Origin of the sequence: Salipiger abyssi (assembly GCF_001975705.1) — a bacterium.
In the GTDB taxonomy this organism is placed as follows: Bacteria; Pseudomonadota; Alphaproteobacteria; order Rhodobacterales; family Rhodobacteraceae; genus Salipiger; species Salipiger abyssi.
In genome coordinates this window covers 616,918-632,006 of the sequence record NZ_CP015093.1, presented here as the reverse complement: position 1 = coordinate 632,006, position 15,089 = coordinate 616,918, and the positions used below count along the sequence as shown (strand labels likewise).

The window sequence follows — 15,089 nt, the reverse complement described above, 5'->3', positions numbered from 1 at the left end:
GCGGGCAAGGCTTTGCGCAGGCTCTGCCACCGCGAGCCCCTTGCTCTTGCGCCGCCCTTCGCTTACCCCATCCCGGACCTTATTTTTCCGGGAGCTCTCGATGCGCCTCAGCCGCTATTTCCTGCCCGTCCTCAAGGAGACGCCCGCCGAGGCGCAGATCGTCTCGCACCGCTACATGCTGCGCGCGGGCATGATCAAGCAGGCCAGCGCCGGGATCTATTCCTGGCTGCCGCTGGGCTTCAAGGTGCTGCGCAAGATCGAGAACATCATCCACGAAGAGCAGGCGCGCGCCGGCCATATCGCGATGCAGATGCCGATCATCCAGTCGGCGGATCTGTGGCGCGAGTCGGGCCGCTACGATGCCTATGGCGCCGAGATGCTGCGGATGAAGGACCGGCACGACCGCGACATGCTGTTCACGCCCACCGCCGAAGAGCTGATCACCGACATTTTCCGCGCCAACGTGTCCTCCTACAAGGATCTGCCGCTGACGCTCTACCAGATCCAGTGGAAGTTCCGCGACGAGATCCGCCCGCGTTTCGGCGTGATGCGGGGCCGCGAATTCTACATGAAGGACGGCTACAATTTCGACCTCACCAAAGAGGACGCGCTGCACGCCTATAACCGCCATCTGGTGAGCTATCTGCGCACCTATGAGCGCATGGGGCTTCAGGCGATTCCGATGCGCGCCGATTCCGGCCCCATCGGCGGCGACAACACCCATGAATTCCTGGTGCTGGCCGAGACCGGCGAGTCCGAAGTGTGCTACGATTCGCAGATCACCGACCTGAAATTCGGCGACCGCCAGATCGACTTCGAATCGCGCGAGCAGTGCCAGGCGGTGCTCGAGGAGTTCACCTCGCGCTATGCCCGCACCGACGAGACCCATGACGAGGCGCTGTTCAACCAGATCCCCGAAGAGCGCCGCCGTGTGGCGCGCGGCATCGAGGTCGGGCAGATCTTCTATTTCGGCACGAAATATTCCGATGCCATGGGCGCCACCGTCTCCGATGCCGAAGGCAACCAGGTGCCGGTGCATATGGGCAGCCACGGTATCGGCGTGTCGCGCCTGCTGGGCGCGATCATCGAGGCCAGCCATGATGACAAGGGCATCATCTGGCCCGAGGGCGTGACGCCCTTCCATGCCGGCATCGTCAATCTCAAGCAGGGCGATGCCGAGGCCGATGCCGCCTGCGAGGCGCTCTATGCCTCGCTCACCGCGCTGGGGCTGGAGCCGCTTTACGACGACACCACCGAGCGGGCGGGGGCGAAATTCGCCAGCATGGACCTGATCGGTCTGCCCTGGCGGATCACCGTGGGCCCGCGCGGGCTCAAGAACGGCGTGGTCGAGCTGACCTCGCGCCGCACCGGCGAAAGCGAAGAGCTGGCGCCCGAGGCCGCCGTGGCAAAGATCGCCGCCATCTACGGTGTCGCCAAGGCCTGACAGGGCCTGCGATTCGCGCTAAACTGTGCCCTGTCGGCCCCGCAAGAGGGCCGCAGGAGGCAGAGATGATCACAAGGGCACTGGCTCTTGCCGCAGGGGTGACCGGCGCGGTGGGGCTTTCGCAGGTTCCGGAATTCACACAGCAATATGTCCAGCGGCTAGGCGGGGCGGTGGATGAACTGTCGCGCCAGATCGCGGAGTTCGACGCGGATGCCGGGCGGCTGGGCTTTGCCCGCGACGCCGCCCTGGAACAGCTCGCCACCGGCGGCGCCTTCGGCGCGGCCCGCGCCGACAGCATGACCCGTACCATTGCGCGCCACGACCGGCTCGCGGCGGATCTCGCGGCCCTCGACGGGCGCGGCGCCTTCGAGCGGCTGACCGGCGCGGCGCATTTCTCGGATCCCGAGATCGCCGAGCGCACCTGGCAGGCCTTTCGCCCGGCGCTGCCCGCGACCCCCGAAGGGCTGGTTTTCGCGGGCATGGGATTTGCCGGCGGCTGGCTCGCCGCCGCGGCGCTGCTCGCGCTGCTGTACCTGCCGTTCCGCCGCCGCGGTCCTCGCGCCGGATCCGCTCCGCGCTCCGAGCCGCCGCTGCATCGTGCCCGGCCTGTTACGCCCTCCGGTCCCGTCCTGCGGGCCAGCCGCGATCCCGTGCGCGGCGGCAGATAACGCCGTCCGACCCGGCGCCCTCCAGGGCATCCATTGGCCAAAAATATCCCCGCCGGAGGCATCCGCCCCCTGCCAGCCGCGCCGGCGCCGGGCAGGGGAGAGGCGATTTCAGACGGCGGCCTGCACCTCGGCGACGATGCTGTCGACCACCCGTTCCAGCAGCGCCTCGTCCTCGCATTCCGCCATCACGCGGATCAGCGGCTCGGTGCCGGATTTGCGGATCAGCAGCCGCCCGCTGCCGTTCAGCGCGGCTTCCGCCTCGGCAATCGCGCCCTGCACGGCGGCCGTCTCCAGCGGCGTCTGCCCGGCGGCGAAGCGCACATTCTTCAAGAGCTGCGGCACCGGGTCGAAGCTGCGCGCCAGCGCCGAGGCCGGCTGGCCGGTACGCACCATCTCGGCGAGGAATTGCAGCCCGGCCATCAGCCCGTCGCCGGTGGTGGCGTAATCGGTCATCACGATATGGCCCGACTGCTCGCCGCCCAGATTCCAGCCCCGCGCGCGCATCGCCTCCACCACATAGCGGTCGCCCACCTTGGTGCGCGCCAGCGACAGGCCGCGCCCCTGAAGGAAGCGTTCGAGCCCGAGATTGGACATCACCGTCGCCACCAGCGTGCCGCCGGCGAGCCGGTCTTCCTCGGCCCAGCGGGCGGCCATCAGCGCCATGATCTGATCGCCATCGGCCACCGTGCCGGTCTCGTCGATGAGGATGATCCGGTCGGCATCGCCGTCGAGACAGATGCCGATATCGGCACCATGGGCCACCACCGCCTCTGCCGCAGCCTGCGGCTTGGTCGACCCGCAATTCTCGTTGATGTTCAGGCCGTTGGGCGAGGTGCCCACGGGCACGACATCGGCGCCCAGCTCCCAGAGCACCTCCGGTGCGGTGCGATAGGCGGCGCCGTTGGCGCAATCCACCACCACCTTCATGCCGTCGAGCCGCATGCCGTGGGGCAGGGTGGATTTCACCCGTTCCTGATAGCGGAAGCGGCCGTCGTCGATGCGTCTGGCGCGGCCGATATTGCCCGATTGCGCGGGGCGGACGCCGGTCTCGACCAGCGCCTCGATCTCGGCCTCGGCCTCGTCCGACAGCTTGAACCCGTCGGGGCCGAAGAACTTGATGCCATTGTCATGCGCCGGGTTGTGGCTGGCCGAGATCATGATGCCGAGATCGGCGCGCATCGAGGGCGTCAGCAGCCCCACCGCAGGGGTCGGCACCGGCCCGAGCAGCAGCACGTTCATGCCGGTGGACGTGAGCCCCGCCGTCAGCGCGTTTTCGAACATATAGCCCGAGAGCCGCGTATCCTTGCCGATCACCACCCGGTGCACGCCGCCCTGCTCGCGGCGGAAATAGCGCCCGGCGGCGGCGCCGATCATCAGCGCCATCTCGGCGGTCATCGGAAAGGCGTTTGCGGTGCCGCGCACCCCGTCGGTTCCGAAAAGCTTACGCGTCATCCCGGCCTCCCTGCTCGACCGCCTGCCAGAGCGCCAGCGCCTGGCGTGTCGCGGCCACATCGTGAACCCGGACGATCTGCGCGCCCTGGGATATTCCCGCCAGCGCCACGGCGATGGAGCCGGGCGCGCGGTCTTTCGGATCGGGGGCCTCGCCGAGCCGCCCGATGAAGCCCTTGCGCGAGGCGCCGAGCAGGATCGGACACCCCAGCCCGTGGAACAGTGCCAGCCCGTTCAGCAGAGCCAGATTGTGCGCCTGGGTCTTGCCGAAGCCGATGCCCGGATCGACCACGATCTTGTCGCGGCTGAGCCCCAGCGCCTCGATCATGGCGATCTGCGCCTCCAGGAAATCGTAGACATCCAGCAGCACGTCGTCATAGCGCGGGTCGTCCTGCATGGTCTCCGGGCCGCCCAGCGAATGCATGATGCAGACCGGGATGCCATGGTCGACACAGAAACCGGCGAGCTCCGGGTCGAAGGTCAGCCCCGAGACATCGTTGACCAGCGCCGCGCCCGCGCGGATGCCGGCGCGCGCCACCCGGGTCTTGCGCGTGTCGATGGAGATCGGCACGCCGGCCAGGGCGCGGATCACCGGCTCGGTGCGCCCGATCTCCTCGCCCACGGCCACCTCCTGCGCGCCGGGCCGGGTGCTTTCGCCACCGATATCCAGCAGGTCGGCGCCCTCGCTCATCATCCGGCGCCCGCGCAGCGCGGCCTCGGCGGCGGAGCGGTCGGAGCCGCCGTCGGAGAAACTGTCGGGCGTCACATTGAGGATGCCCATGATCTGCGGGCGGTCCATCGGCAGACCCAGCAGCGACGGGCGCGGGGCGCTCAGCCGGGTGCGCACATCGTCGGGCAACGCGGCGGCGGCGAGCCGCGCGAGGCTGCCGTCGCGCCGGTGGCGGATGACATGAGAGAACCAGCGGGGGCCGCCGGCGAGCGGCAGGGCGTCGTCCGGGCGGGGATCGTCCGAGCGGACGAGGGGGCGGTAGTAGTCACGCATGGCTCGTGTCTTGCGACAGCGCGCGGGCTTTGTCCAGCGGCGCGGCGCTCAGCTGTTTCCGACTGTTACAGCCCGGGTGGGGACGGGTGAGTCGGCGGGCGGGGTTTCGCCGATGGCGACCAGCTCGCAGGCCTCGACGAGTCCGGCGAACCAGCCCGCCAGCGCCACGGAGTCGCGCGGCTGGCTGGCCGGGCCCTGAGCCGCGTCGAGCACGATCTTGGAGGGCGCCCAGATGCAGATCTGGCCATTCTTCATCGCCCAGTCGAGCTCGGTGCGTGTGGCCACGACCTTGCAGCGCGGATCGCGCGCGGCCAGCACCCAGCCGTTTTGTTCGATGGAGAGCAGGTCGATGCGGCGCTGCGCCAGCGGGTGCGCGGCCTGCGGGCGGGGCACATCGGGAAGGCCGACGCAAAGGATGAGCGGGGCGCCTTCGGCGGCGAAACCGTCGATCCAGCCGGCCAGTGCGTCGGAGGCTATGGCGGCGTTCGACAGGTAGGCCACGCGCGGATGCGGCCGGGTCTGGGCGACCTCGTGCAGATGCTCGCCGAAATCGCGCCGGGTGCGCACGATCTCGACCCCGAGCGCGCCAGGGCCGCGGTCGAGCTTTTCGATCCGCACGAAGGTGCGCATGGCCTGCGGTTCCAGCAGGATGCGCTCGGCGATGCGTTCGGCGAGGGTCTCCAGCAGGTTGACGCGCTCGGCGGCGAGCTCGGTGGCGATGGCCTCGGTCACCCGGTCGTAGCTGAGGATGCGGTCGACATCGTCGTCGGGCGCGGGCCCGGTCGACGGCGCGACCTCGACCACCACGTCGAAGCGCACGCGCTGGGTGTGGCCGCGCTCGGCCTGGAAGGCGCCGATCTCGACCTCGCGTACATGCTCGCGCAGGGAGATGCGATCGCGCGGGGCCTCGCCCTCGGTGGAGATGGCACGCTCCGACGGGTGGGCGAAGGCGAGACGGATTTCACTGGCCATGGCGGGGTCTTCCGGCTGGGATCTGCGGTTGTTCGGGCGGCGGTCGGCTGGGGCGGGACAAATCTCTTCGAAGAGATTTGCAAGAGTTTTCGAAAACTCTTGCGCCCGCGACCGCGCCGCGCTTGCGCGACCTTATCGCAGGTGACGCCGGGGCGCGAGGGCCGGAAACGGCATCTCCGGGCGCGGGCGCGGCGTCAGTTGCTGCTCAGGCGATAGCCCGCGCGGTAGAACAGGTGATCGCCGATCGCGGCGGTGCGGGTGAACTTGCGCGACCAGGAGGGGCGCACCGCATGGGTGTGGTAATATGTGGCGCCGTTGGTCAGCGCCCGGGGCGCGCCCGAGAGCATCACCTTGGCGATCTTGGCGACCCGCTCCCAGGCGGCGGGCTCGTTGATGTGTTCCGGATGGCCGTCGCAGGTATAGGTGAACTGGCAGGCGTATTTGCGGCCGGTTCCCTGATTGATCACACCGCAGACCGAATTGGGAAAACGCGGGCTGTCGACCCGGTTCAGGATCACCTCGGCGACCGCGAACTGGCCCCGGACGGTTTCGCCGCGCGCCTCGAAATAGAGCGCCTCGGCCAGGCATTGCCATTGCGTGCCGCCATTCGCAGCAGGCTGACGGGCGAGCCAGCCGGCATCATAGGCAAAGCCGCGGGCCGCTCCGGTCGAGACCGGGGTGATCAGCCCGTCGAGATGGGTTTTTGTGGTGGATTGCAGACCGCGCTTTTCCAGTTTCACCAGACGGCGGATATTGTCCTGTTTCACTTCAGCAAAAGCCGGCACGGCCACGGCGAGCGCGGCCAGCGCAAATACAAACGCTTTGATCATCTATCCCTCTAACGTCCCAGGTGGCGGTCGTCCCAAAACCGCTCAAAACCCGGGCGTCTTAATAAAATTGTGTCTTTCGGTCCAGCGCAGGGCAAATTTACCGGCGGATTCCGGCCCAAACATATCGTCAACCAGGCATATCTTGCGGGCGCGCGGGGCTGGACCTACCCGATTTTGTCCCGAATGGCGAGCTGCGCCGCTGCGAGCCGCGCCACCGGCACCCGGAAGGGCGAGCAGCTCACATAGTCGATTCCGGCGCTGCGGCAGAAGGCAATCGAATCGGGGTCGCCGCCATGCTCGCCACAGATCGACAGCATCACGCCGCCATTGCCGCGCCGCCCGCGCTCCACCCCCATGCGGATCAGCTCGCCCACGCCCTCGGGATCGAGCCGGTGGAACGGATCCTCGGCAAAGACGCCCTGCTGCACGTAATGCGACATGAACCGCCCGGCATCGTCGCGCGAGAGCCCGTAGGTCATCTGGGTCAGGTCGTTGGTGCCGAAGCTGAGGAAATGCGCGTGCTGGGCGATCTCATCGGCGCGCAGGCAGGCGCGCGGGGTCTCGACCATGACGCCCAGCGAATAGTCGAATTCGCGCCCGCGCTCGTTGCGCACGGCGGCGGCCACCGCGTCGATCCTTGTGCGCACCAGCTCCACCTCGCGCATCGCCGAGACCAGCGGCAGCATGATCTCGGGCACCACCGCCGCGCCCTCCTGAGAGGCCTCCAGCGTCGCCTCGAAGATGGCGCGGGCCTGCATGTCGTAGATCTCGGGCACCGCGATGCCCAGCCGCACGCCGCGCATGCCCAGCATCGGGTTGTATTCGCCCATGCTTTCCACCCGCCGGGTCACGTCGGAGACCGGCAGGTCCAGCGCCTCGGCGAGATCGCGCAGCCCGGCGCGATCGGAGGGCAGGAACTCGTGCAGAGGCGGGTCGAAGAGGCGGATGCAGACCGGCATCCCCTCCATGATGCGGAAGAGCTCGATGAAATCGGCGCGCTGCATCGGCAGCAGCCGCGCAAGCGCGGCTTTCCGGTCTTCGGGGCTGTCGGCAAAGATCATCTCGCGCATCGGTGTGATGCGGTCCGCCTCGAAGAACATGTGCTCGGTGCGGCAGAGCCCGATGCCCTGCGCGGCGAAATTGCGCGCGGTGGTGGCGTCGGCGGGGGTGTCGGCATTGGCGCGGATGCCGATATCGCGCTCGGCATCTGCCCAGGACATGAAGACGTGAAAGGCGTCGTCCAGCGCCGCCTCGATCATCCGCGGCGCGCCGGCGAGCACCTGGCCAGACGAGCCGTCTACCGTGATCATCTCGCCTTCGCGCAGGCGGCGCCCGTCCTCGGTGATCAGGATTTTGTCGTGCAGGCGGAACCCCATGCGCGCCGCGCCCACCACGCAGGGCAGGCCGAACCCGCGTCCGATCACCGCCGCGTGGCTGGTCATGCCGCCGCGTTCGGTCAGAACCGCCACCGCCGCATGCATGCCGCGCACATCCTCGGGCGAGGTCTCGCGCCGCACGAGGATGCAGTTCTCGCCGCGCGCGGCGCTGGCCTGCGCCTCGGACGAGGAGAAGACGATCTTGCCAGTCGCGGCCCCCGGCGAGGCGGCCACGCCGCGCCCGATCACATCGCGCGCCGCCTCGGGGTCGACCTGACGGTGCAGCAGTTCCGAAAGGCCGCGCGGTTCGACCCGCATCACCGCTTCCTGCCGAGATATGATGCCGTCCTCGGCCAGATGGACCGCGATGCGCAACGCCGCGCGCGGGCTGCGTTTGACGCGCATCCCGTCGAGAATATGCACGCGGCCGTTCTCGATGGTGAATTCGATCTGCATCTCTGCACGCAGTTTCTTGCGCATGAAGGCGGCGTATTCCTTCAGCGCCTCGAACGCCGCGGGCTCCAGTTCTTCCAGCGAAGGGCCGCGCGGGTCGCGTTCGAGATAGAGCGCGGCAGGGCCCCCTTCGAGCGCCTCGCGGCCCTGGCTCTGGCTGAGATAGCGCCCGGTGACCTGCGGCAGCCCGGTTTCGGAATTGACCAGCTGCAACACACCCGAGCCGCGCTCGCCCGAGCCGAGCCCCAGCGCCATCTCCTGTACGATCAGCCCCAGCCCGGCATCGACCGGCGCGCCCTTGGCCTGGCGCAGCAGCCGCGCGGTGGTGCCTTCCCAGGCGCGCGCCATCGACCGCAGCACCTCGGCAAGCTGCACCGCCGGATCCTGAGGGAACGGCTCCTCGGCCTCTTCCTCGTAGCAGCGCAGCGCCTCGCTCAGCCCCTCCTGACCGACGCCCTCGATCTCTTCGAAGACATCCGGGTCGAGCCGCGCCACATGGATTGCATAGGCCATGACAAAGCGCTTGTAGAGCGAGGAGGCCGCAGCGTGCCCGATGCTGTCGGACAGATCCACGAAGGTGGCGTCGTTCATGCCGATATTGAGGATCGAGCCGGGGCCGCCCCAGTCGGGATCCTCCGAGGAGGGGCGCACGCAGAGCAGGGCGCCCGCCGGAAACTGCGCAAGGATGCGGTCGATATCGGGCAGCTCGCCGGCGGCGATCCTGTGCACGGTCTCAAAGCTCAGCGCGACGGTGCGCGGCACCGGCAGCTCAAGCCGGATGAGCCGCTGAAGACACTTCGCCCGCCCCCCATGGGTCGGCGTCGAGACCGGCGCCTTGGGGGTGATCAGGGTGACATAAGGGTCCTGGTCCTGTCGAAGCGTGTCGCGCACGGGGACTCCCTTTCTTTCCGCAGCGCAGCATAACCCGTAAAAGGCGTCTGGCAATATCACCTTTCCTTGCGAAGGAGAGGTTAATTCCTGCCGGGTCTGGCGTCCAATATCCTCCCGGCGCGCCTGCCGGTGTCAGAAATAGGCGGCAGGCGGTTGATCTGAAATGTCTTTTCGCAACCGGCCTCAGCCTTCCAGCTTCGTCAGATCGGCGACCTGAAGGCAGATGGTGCGGATACGCGACAACAGGTTGAGCCGGTTCCGGCGCACCACCGGGTTTTCGGCATTGACCTGTACCGCGTCGAAAAACGCGTCGATCGGACCGCGCAGCCCGGCCATGGCGCCCATGGCGGTGGCGAAATTCTCGTCCTTCATCGCCGGGACGATCTTGCCATCGGCGGCGTCGAGCGCGTCGAAAAGTGCTTTCTCTTCATCGCTTTCGGCGAATTTCGCCTCGGCACCAAAGCTGTATTCCACCCCGTCCTTCTCTTCGGCCTGGGTGAGGATATTGTTGGCGCGCTTGAAGCCCTGCACGAGATTCTCGCCGTCATCGGTGCCCAGGAAGGCCGAAAGCGCCTCGGCGCGGGCGACCAGCAGGCGGATATCGTCGGCGCCGGGCATGGCGAGACAGGCGTCGATCACGTCGTGACGCAGCCCCTCTTCGCGCAGATGCACCTTGAGCCGGTCGTGGAAGAAGGCCAGCAGATCGGTCGACAGATCCGGCACCAGCCCCGCGACGGTGCGGAACAGCGAGCCCTCCGCCGCCGGATCCTTGCCGCTCAGCTTGTCGAGCAGGGCGTGGAAGGCGGAGCCGAAGACGCCGTGATCGGCGATCTCGTCGACCAGCGCGTCGAGTGCGGCGAGATCGGCCTCGCTGGCCTCGCCGTTCAGGTGGCGCTTGTGGCGCAGGATCTGGGCGTCGGCGTAGCGGTCGAGCGGCAGGCGCAGCTCGTTGGCCAGCACCAGCCGGATCACCCCGAGCGCCGCGCGGCGCAGCGCGTAGGGGTCTTTCGAGCCGGTGGGTTTCTCGTCGATGGCCCAGAACCCGGTGAGCGTGTCGAGCTTGTCGGCCAGCGCCACGGCGATGGAGACCGGCTCCGAGGGCACCTCGTCGGAGGGCCCGAGCGGCGAATAATGCTCTTCGCAGGCATTGGCGACCTCGGCGGGCAGGCCCGCGGCTTCGGCATAATAACGGCCCATAAGCCCCTGAAGTTCGGGGAATTCATAGACCATTTCCGTGCTGAGATCGGCCTTGGCGACGCGCGCGGCCTGTTCGGCCAGCGCCGGGTCGGCGCCGACGGCGGGCGCGATCTCGCGCGCCAGCGCCGCGATGCGCTCGATCCGGGCGCGCTGCGAGCCCAGCTTGTGGTGGAAGGTGACATTGCCGAGCTTCTCGGTCCAGGCTTCCAGCCCCTGCTGTTTGGCGACGCGCAGATCGTTCTCCCAGAAGAACTTGGCATCCGACAGACGCGCGGACAGCACCTTGTTATTGCCCGCGAGGATGGTGGCGCCGTGATCCGGCGTTTCCACATTTGCAACCGTTACGAAGCGTTCGATGCGCTTCGTGGCTGGATTCTTGACCGAAAAGAACTTCTGATGCTCTTTCATCGAGGTTTGCAGCACCTCGGGCGGCAGCGACAGGAATTCCGCGCCGATCTCGCCCATCAGCACCACCGGCCATTCCACGAGCCCCGCGACCTCGGCCAGCAATCCGCGATCCTCGACCACCTCCAGCCCGCTGGCGAAAGCGCGGTTTGTCGCGTCATGCCAGATGGTTTCGGCGCGTTCCTCAGCCGAGAGGACGACCTTGGAGCGTTTCAGCCTTGCCTCGTAATCCTCGAAAGACGACACCTCGAAGGGCCCGTCGCCCATGAAGCGGTGGCCCTCGGTGGTCTTGCCCGCAACGATGCCGTCGATCTCCAGCGGCACGATTTCGGCGCCGGCCTCGTCGGTGAGCAGGCAGGTGATGCGGTGCAGCGGACGCACCCAGCGCAGGCTGCCCGCGCCCCAGCGCATGGATTTCGGCCAGGGGAAGTTGCGGATGGTGGTTTCCAGCACCTCGGCCACGATCTCTGCCGCCGGACGGCCCGGCTTTTCGATGATGGCGTAGAGCACGGTGCCCTTCTTGTCCTCGCGCTCTTCACATTGCTCGCGGGAAACACCCGCGCCGCGCAGGAAGCCCTCGATGGCCTTTTCCGGCGCATCGACCCGCGGCCCGCGCCGTTCCTCGCGCGTGGCGGGCGAGGCGGCGAGCAGCCCCTGTACGGTCAGCGTCAGCCGCCGCGGCGTCGAGAAACCGGCGGCGCCGGCATAGGTCAGACCGCTTTCCACCAGACCGTCGGTGACGAGCTTCTTCAGATCCCCCGCGGCACGCGTCTGCATGCGGGCAGGGATTTCCTCGGAAAAGAGTTCGATCAGAAGGTCGGGCATGGTCTCACCAAAGCTGGGTTCGCATGGGGGATAACGGGCAAGCGGCGCGGCGTCCAGACCTGGCGCGGGTGCAGAGGGCGGGCCGGGAGTATTTGCAGAAAGATGAAAGGGGTTGCGGGGCGCGCGGGGGCTACTCGCGCGGGGGCAGTCCTCGCCCAGCGGCGTGCCGTCATAGGCCTTGTCGCCGCAGTCGTTGATCTCTTCCCAGATATAGCCGCGCCCGTCTGTGGTGACGGCGATCACCCGGTCGATGCCATATTCGACATTGCGCTCGGCGGTATAGACATGCGCCTCGCCGGTCTCGATCAGCAGGCCGATTTCCTCTGCGTCGAAGCAGCCGAACCAGAACGGCGCGTTGCGCGGCTCGGCGCCCTCGTAGCGCTCGTAGCGCGTATCGAGCGAGGCCGGCGTCTCGGGCGTGGAGAAACAGGCGCGGAAGCGGATCGGCGAGCTGGTGGCGTCGATGCCCTCGAACTCCGAATAGGGAATGTGTTCGGGCGCGCCGCCGTCCAGCGGCGTCAGGAACACCTCGCCGGCATCGTCGGCGACCTTGGTGTAGTAGTAGAAGACCTGGAAGTAGTAGACGCCGGCGCCGAAGAGCAGGGCGCTCACGACGATGAAGATGGCAAGGATCTTGCCGCTCATGCTGTGTCTCCTCGGGTTTCCGGGCGCCGCGCTCAGGCGGCGTAGCCCCCGGCCTCGGTCATCACGAAGGCATCGGCGCAGCGTTTCGCCAGCGCCCGCACCCGGCCGATATAGGATTGCCGCTCGGTGACCGAGATCACCCCGCGCGCATCGAGCAGGTTGAACAGGTGGCTGGCCTTGATGCACTGGTCATAGGCCGGATGCGCCATGACGATGCGCTTGCCGGTCTTGGGATCCTCGGCCTCGGCCTCCAGGATGCGCTGGCATTCCGCCTCGGCATCCTCGAAATGGCGCAGCAGCACCTCGGTATCGGCGATGTCGAAATTCCAGCGGGAATATTCTTCCTCGGTCTGGCGGAAGATGTCGCCATAGCTGAGCGCGATCGGCGTTTGCGGGTCGTTGAACGGCATGTCCATGACGTGGTCGATGCCCAGCACATACATTGCCAGCCGTTCGAGCCCATAGGTCAGCTCGCCCGAGACCGGTGCGCAATCATGCCCGCCGACCTGCTGGAAATAGGTGAACTGCGAGACCTCCATGCCGTCGCACCAGACTTCCCAGCCGAGCCCCCAGGCGCCCAGCGTCGGGCTTTCCCAGTCGTCCTCGACAAAGCGCACGTCGTGCATGGCCATGTCGATGCCGATGGCGCGCAGCGAGCCGAGATAGAGCTCTTGCAGATCCGGCGGCGAGGGTTTGATCAGCACCTGGAACTGGTAATAGTGCTGGAGCCGGTTCGGGTTCTCGCCATAGCGCCCGTCGGTGGGGCGGCGCGAGGGCTGCACATAGGCCGCCGCCCAGGGCTTCGATCCCAGCGCGCGCAGGGTGGTCGCCGGGTGGAACGTGCCGGCGCCGACCTCCATGTCGTAGGGTTGCAGGACGGCACAGCCCTTGGACGCCCAATAGGCCTGAAGCCGCAGGATGATCTCCTGGAAACTCCGCGGTTTGGTGCTGGTCTCGGTCATCGCATCTGCCCTGTCTGCATGATGCCGCTTGCTTATGCGCCACGGGCGCAGGGGTCAATTCGTGCCTGACCATATTTTGAGGTGACGGCGCGGTGCGGTCTGCTAAACAGATCGGCAGACAAAGAAGAATATTGGGCCTGAGGGGCAAGCACAGGTATGTTCAAATCCTTTATGATGGTGAGCGCGACGGCTTTGCTGATCGCGGGCGGGGCCGCTGCACAGGGCACGGGCGAAGAGCTGGTCTATATCCAGATCGAGGCGCAGCCCAGCCTTACCCAGGCCGAGAATGCGCTGCGCGGCTATGCGATGTCGCTTGAGGATGTGAACGGCTTTTCACTCGGCGGCGGCTGGTACGGCATCGCGCTCGGTCCCTATGCGGCGGACGAGGCCGGCCCGATGATGCGCCAGCTGCGCAGCAACGGGCTTATCCCGCGCGATTCCTACCTTTCCGCCACCAGCGAATATCGCGATCAGTTCTGGCCGGTCGGCGCGTCGCTCGGCGCGCAGATGGCGGTGCCGGTGCCCGATCAGCCGGTGGAGGAGGCGCTGCCCGACGCGCCCGAGACCGCCACCGTGACCGAGGCGCCCGCAGAGCCCGTGATCATCGAGGAAACCCCGCGCGAGGCGCGCGCCAGCGAGGCGGCGCTGAGCAGGGGCGAGCGCGAGATGCTTCAGGTGGCGCTGCAATGGTCCGGCCATTATAACGCCGCCATCGACGGCGCGTTCGGGCGCGGCACCCGCGCGGCCATGGCCGGCTGGCAGAGCTCCAACGGTTACGAGACCACCGGCGTGCTGACCACGCGCCAGCGCGCGGCGCTGCTGGGGCAGTATAACGCGGTGCTGGAGGGGCTGGACATGGCGCCGGTCAGCGATACCCGCGCCGGCATCTCCATCCAGATGCCGACCGGCGCGGTCGAATTCGATCATTACGAGGCGCCCTTTGCGGTCTATGAGCCCAGCGGCGCGCTTGCCGCGCGGGTGCTGCTCATCAGCCAGCCGGGTGATCGGCAGACGCTGAGCGGGCTTTACGAGATCATGCAGACGCTGGAGATCGTGCCGCTGGAGGGCCCGCGCGAGCGCCGCCGCGACGGTTTCACCCTGACCGGCGCCAATGACGACATCGTCAGCCATACCGAGGCGACACTGCGCGACGGCCAGATCAAGGGCTGGACGCTGATCTGGCCCGCCGGTGACGAAGAGCGCCGGGAGCGCGTGCTGGGGCTGATGCAGACATCGTTCAGCACCACCGGCGCGGTGCTGGATCCGGCGGAGGTCAGCGACGAGGGTCAGGCGGTGGACCTGGTCTCCGGGCTACAGATTCGCCAGCCCAAGGCGACGGTCTCGGGCTTCTTCGTCGATGCGGGCGGTGCGGTGGTGACTGCCGCCGATGCGGTGGCCTCCTGCGGGCGGATCACGCTGGAAGATGTCTACGAGGCCTCGGTCACGGCCAGCGACGCGGCTCTGGGCGTGGCGGTGCTGCGCCCCGAGACGCCGCTGGCGCCGCGCGCCGTGGCGGCCTTCCGGGGCGATACGCCGCGGCTGAAATCCGAGATCGCTGTGGCGGGCTACCCGTTCGGCGGCGTGCTGAGCGCACCGACGCTGACCTTCGGCTCGCTGGAAGACGTCAAGGGGCTGGCCGGCGAGGCAGAGCTCGAACGGCTGGCGCTGGCGGCGCAGCCCGGCGATGCGGGCGGCCCGGTGCTGGATGCCGGCGGCGCGGTGCTGGGCATGCTGCTGCCGAAACCGGAGAGCGACCAGACCCTGCCGGGCGACGTGGCCTTTGCCGCCGATGCGGAGGCGCTTCAGGCCTTCCTGACGCGCGCAAGTGTCGAGAGTCGCGAGACGCGCGGCGAAGGCGCCATGGCGCCGGAGGATCTGACCGCGACCGCCTCGGACATGACCGTTAAGGTGAGCTGCTGGGAATAGGCCCCAAGGCGGCTCTCGCCCGGATCGCTGGCAAGGGGCGGGG

10 protein-coding genes and 1 pseudogene are annotated in these 15,089 nt (G+C 67.9%); 3 read left to right on the top strand and 8 right to left on the bottom strand.

The genetic code is table 11. The features are described 5' to 3' along the window. Positions 1 to 100: 100 nt before the first annotated feature. Both proS and Ga0080574_RS06610 read left to right on the top strand, forming a co-directional pair. Positions 101 to 1,444 carry a proline--tRNA ligase gene (gene proS / locus Ga0080574_RS06615; RefSeq protein WP_076696299.1) on the top strand — a complete coding sequence of 448 codons (1,344 nt, stop codon included), beginning with the start codon at positions 101 to 103 and terminating at the stop codon, positions 1,442 to 1,444. Positions 1,445 to 1,509: 65 nt separating this feature from the next. Then, a complete protein-coding gene (locus tag Ga0080574_RS06610) occupies positions 1,510 to 2,112 on the top strand; it encodes a DUF2937 family protein (protein ID WP_076696297.1) in 603 nt (200 codons plus the stop codon). Between the two features lie 108 nt (positions 2,113 to 2,220). Here the strand turns inward: Ga0080574_RS06610 and glmM are convergent, their stop codons facing one another. The 8 genes and pseudogenes from glmM to Ga0080574_RS06575 form a co-directional block, all read right to left on the bottom strand. Next, a complete protein-coding gene (gene glmM, locus Ga0080574_RS06605) occupies positions 2,221 to 3,564 on the bottom strand; it encodes a phosphoglucosamine mutase (RefSeq protein ID WP_076696295.1) in 1,344 nt (447 codons plus the stop codon). After that, complete coding sequence (gene folP, locus Ga0080574_RS06600; protein ID WP_076696293.1) at positions 3,554 to 4,564, bottom strand: dihydropteroate synthase; 1,011 nt, start codon at positions 4,562 to 4,564, stop codon at positions 3,554 to 3,556. The genes glmM and folP overlap by 11 nt, the downstream gene beginning before the upstream one ends. Positions 4,565 to 4,612: 48 nt before the next feature. Next, complete coding sequence (locus tag Ga0080574_RS06595; protein WP_076696290.1) at positions 4,613 to 5,536, bottom strand: dihydroneopterin aldolase; 924 nt, start codon at positions 5,534 to 5,536, stop codon at positions 4,613 to 4,615. 194 nt (positions 5,537 to 5,730) lie between these two features. Beyond that, positions 5,731 to 6,366, bottom strand: a complete 636-nt coding sequence (locus Ga0080574_RS06590) for a cell wall hydrolase (protein ID WP_156876315.1) — start codon at positions 6,364 to 6,366, stop codon at positions 5,731 to 5,733. A 164-nt stretch (positions 6,367 to 6,530) separates the two neighbouring features. Continuing rightward, positions 6,531 to 9,086, bottom strand: coding sequence for a putative PEP-binding protein (locus tag Ga0080574_RS06585; RefSeq protein ID WP_076696288.1), 2,556 nt, complete (start codon positions 9,084 to 9,086; stop codon positions 6,531 to 6,533). Positions 9,087 to 9,269: 183 nt separating this feature from the next. Continuing rightward, positions 9,270 to 11,513 (bottom strand): glycine--tRNA ligase subunit beta, encoded by a 2,244-nt coding sequence (glyS, locus tag Ga0080574_RS06580; protein WP_076705744.1) that lies wholly within the window; start codon positions 11,511 to 11,513, stop codon positions 9,270 to 9,272. A 153-nt stretch (positions 11,514 to 11,666) separates the two neighbouring features. Then, positions 11,667 to 12,158, bottom strand: a pseudogene (locus Ga0080574_RS26440) (DUF6446 family protein); the annotation flags it as partial. Between the two features lie 32 nt (positions 12,159 to 12,190). After that, positions 12,191 to 13,120: a glycine--tRNA ligase subunit alpha gene (locus Ga0080574_RS06575; protein ID WP_076696286.1), complete on the bottom strand. Its 930-nt coding sequence runs from the start codon at positions 13,118 to 13,120 to the stop codon at positions 12,191 to 12,193. 156 nt (positions 13,121 to 13,276) lie between these two features. Here Ga0080574_RS06575 and Ga0080574_RS06570 point away from each other — a divergent pair, with 156 nt between their 5' ends. After that, the gene (locus tag Ga0080574_RS06570) at positions 13,277 to 15,046 is read left to right on the top strand and encodes a serine protease (RefSeq protein WP_076696284.1); all 1,770 of its coding nucleotides are present in this window, start codon (positions 13,277 to 13,279) and stop codon (positions 15,044 to 15,046) included. Positions 15,047 to 15,089 lie beyond the last annotated feature (43 nt).

What these genes read in the sequence shown, in the direction of transcription:
- glmM (WP_076696295.1), bottom strand. Translation starts at nt 3,564, where the DNA reads ATGACGCGTAAGCTTTTCGGAACCGACGGGGTGCGCGGCACCGCAAAC.
- glyS (WP_076705744.1), bottom strand. Translation starts at nt 11,513, where the DNA reads ATGCCCGACCTTCTGATCGAACTCTTTTCCGAGGAAATCCCTGCCCGC.
- Ga0080574_RS06575 (WP_076696286.1), bottom strand. Translation starts at nt 13,120, where the DNA reads ATGACCGAGACCAGCACCAAACCGCGGAGTTTCCAGGAGATCATCCTG.
- proS (WP_076696299.1), top strand. Translation starts at nt 101, where the DNA reads ATGCGCCTCAGCCGCTATTTCCTGCCCGTCCTCAAGGAGACGCCCGCC.
- folP (WP_076696293.1), bottom strand. Translation starts at nt 4,564, where the DNA reads ATGCGTGACTACTACCGCCCCCTCGTCCGCTCGGACGATCCCCGCCCG.
- Ga0080574_RS06570 (WP_076696284.1), top strand. Translation starts at nt 13,277, where the DNA reads ATGTTCAAATCCTTTATGATGGTGAGCGCGACGGCTTTGCTGATCGCG.
- Ga0080574_RS06590 (WP_156876315.1), bottom strand. Translation starts at nt 6,366, where the DNA reads ATGATCAAAGCGTTTGTATTTGCGCTGGCCGCGCTCGCCGTGGCCGTG.
- Ga0080574_RS06610 (WP_076696297.1), top strand. Translation starts at nt 1,510, where the DNA reads ATGATCACAAGGGCACTGGCTCTTGCCGCAGGGGTGACCGGCGCGGTG.
- Ga0080574_RS06595 (WP_076696290.1), bottom strand. Translation starts at nt 5,536, where the DNA reads ATGGCCAGTGAAATCCGTCTCGCCTTCGCCCACCCGTCGGAGCGTGCC.